This window comes from Methanocalculus taiwanensis (assembly GCF_024372745.1).
In the GTDB taxonomy this organism is placed as follows: domain Archaea; phylum Halobacteriota; class Methanomicrobia; order Methanomicrobiales; family Methanocorpusculaceae; genus Methanocalculus; species Methanocalculus taiwanensis.
This window is the reverse complement of sequence record NZ_VOTZ01000053.1, coordinates 1-2,408: the sequence shown is the minus strand read 5'-3', so window position 1 is coordinate 2,408 and position 2,408 is coordinate 1. Positions and strand designations below refer to the sequence as shown.

General features: G+C 48.8%; 2 protein-coding genes. Both read right to left on the bottom strand.

Annotated elements, in window-relative coordinates:
* Positions 1 to 89: 89 nt before the first annotated feature.
* Positions 90 to 800: an IS21-like element helper ATPase IstB gene (gene istB, locus FTO68_RS11700; RefSeq protein ID WP_255333593.1), complete on the bottom strand. Its 711-nt coding sequence runs from the start codon at positions 798 to 800 to the stop codon at positions 90 to 92.
* A complete protein-coding gene (gene istA, locus FTO68_RS11695; RefSeq protein ID WP_255333592.1) occupies positions 797 to 2,281 on the bottom strand; it encodes an IS21 family transposase in 1,485 nt (494 codons plus the stop codon). The genes istB and istA overlap by 4 nt, the downstream gene beginning before the upstream one ends.
* Positions 2,282 to 2,408 lie beyond the last annotated feature (127 nt).

The following is a 2,408-nucleotide window of genomic DNA, read 5'->3' as shown; positions in this document are numbered from 1 at the left end:
TGTATTCGCCGATCCAAATTGATCCCCTAACGCCGATCCGAACTGATCCCCCCTTTAAATACTCACTCTTGGATAATCATATTTAATGATTATGCTTTCTTCTCTCTTCGGTAACTCTTCCCGTTCATGTTCAGGATAATCGCATTCTGGGTTATCCGATCCAGAATTGCTCCTGTGAGTGCCGGATCATGAAACACTTTGACCCACTCGGAAAAACTGAGATTCGAGGTGATGATCGTTGACATCGTTTCATACCGTGTTGCAAGCAACTGGAACAACAGTTCCGCGGCAGCAAGGTCAAAGCTCACATATCCGAGTTCATCGAGAATCAGCAGATCAATCTTCTTGAACTGGCGAAGGTAGAGTGTCAACCTGTTCTCATGCCGTGCCTCGATCATCTCATTAATCAATCCTGCAGCGGTCCGAAAGAGTACACGATACCCGGCTTCACAGGCCAGGACACCTGTACTAATCGCCATATGCGTCTTGCCGGTCCCGGCATTTCCAATGAGAATAACGTTCCTTCTCTCAGAGATGAAACCAAGATTCCTCAATCCAGGCACCGCATGTTTTCCATCCTCGGGAAGGTTCTCTCCAACCAGATCCTCAAATCTCTTCATCGTTGGAAATCCTGCCTGCCTCAGAGCACGCATCTGCCGATTCACCTTTCTTTTCTCCAGTTCAGCCTCGAGTGCCGAGATAAATATCTCCTCAATATCAGGTCTTTCAGGATAATTCTCCTGGATATACGAATGAACGCCACCAATACGGAGCTCTTTACAGAGCGTATCGAGACTCATTCTCTCCACCTCCTGAGGAGGTCGTCATAGGTATCCAGATCCGGTTTGGGTACAGAGAATGCATCCTGAAAATCAAAGGGTTCAACCATCTGGACTGGATTCTGGAAGAGGAAGAATCTGAGTGTATCATAGGTGATGGGCATATTCTCTTCACTCAGCAGATCCAGAGCTCCACAGAACGCCTCTTCTGAGGTGTCACCGACCAGATCAAGGATTGGAAGGAACTCTTTTGGATCACCCCGACACTGATGGTTGAAGAGGTGCGTGAGTCTTGGGTCACATTGGTTGAAGACTTTTGAATTGGCAAGCGCTCTTGGTTTTCGGTGAAATGTCTTGATGAAATGACGGATGTCCGAGACCGGTTCCGGGCTGTTTGAACGGCGGGGATGAGTGGCAATGACCTGTTCACCATCGATCAGACGAATCGTATCGACATACGCCTGCATGGTGATTGTCCTGCCGCGATAGGCTGTCGGAACGGAATAGAAGGTGTTCTCGTATCGAACCATGGAATATTTGTTCAGGGTCGCTCTTCTGGTGTGACAGTTTGTATATTCAAGTGAAGGAAGGGGTTTCATGTGTGTACGTTCAACCTCCAGCCCCTCAGCCGGTGTCAGGTCACGGCGGTATGCCGGAAGATGGTTGATCTCGTCAATACAGGTGGAGAGCCACTGGCATGCCTCCTGGAAGGTGTCAAAGGAATCACGTTCACCGAACGCATACCTCCGGATATAGCCAACAGTCTCTTCATCTGTGCCCTTTTCCTGAGGTGAGGCAGCATTGCATACATGAGGTGTAAACCCACAATGCACGGCAAAACGCAGGAAGTTGTCATTCAGCCGTTTCAACCGGGAATTATAGACAACACCGAGCCGATCATAGAAGATGGTCTCTGGAACGGCTCCAATCTCATTGAAAAAGTCAATATGGCACTGGACAACTTCCAGATGTCCCGAATGGCGGTACAAACGGCCAAATCGATACAGGGAGGAGGGTAAGACCATCCCTCCACAGGAGAATCGGCACTCTTCACGCCCAATACACAGCACAACGTCTGCAAAGTCGAATTCGCCACGCCATCCAACAGGAGGTTCCTGTTCAATGAATGTCTCACGGGGCGAGTGTTCTTTTTTCCAGCGACGGACCTCGTCTTTGACAGTGGTGTATCCGATCGAGTGACCGTCTCGTGTTGTGAGGAGCTGATGGATCCGTTTTGCAGTGATACGTTGTTTTCCACGATTATACTCGCTTGATTCGAGGTATCCATGTATCTTCTCTTTGACCTCATCGGTGAGGACGCGGGAAGGTTGGATTACCACAGGATTGGCTGTGAGAAAGTCTGGGAGTTCTCCATTCTCCATCTGTTTCATCTGGCGAAGATAGCGTCTCACGGTATTGATGGACACATCAAGGCGCTGTGCGGTCTTTTTGATACTCCCATATTTCTCGTAACAGTCGAGGATCTCTTTGATTTCTACCATCTGTTTCACCCTTTGTGCCACCTCAGACCCTATATAAAGGGAAGTGGCGGTTTTTGGCAAAAAGGGGGATCAATTTGGATCGGCGCACCTATATAAAGGGGGGATCAAAAGGAATCGGCGAAAACAA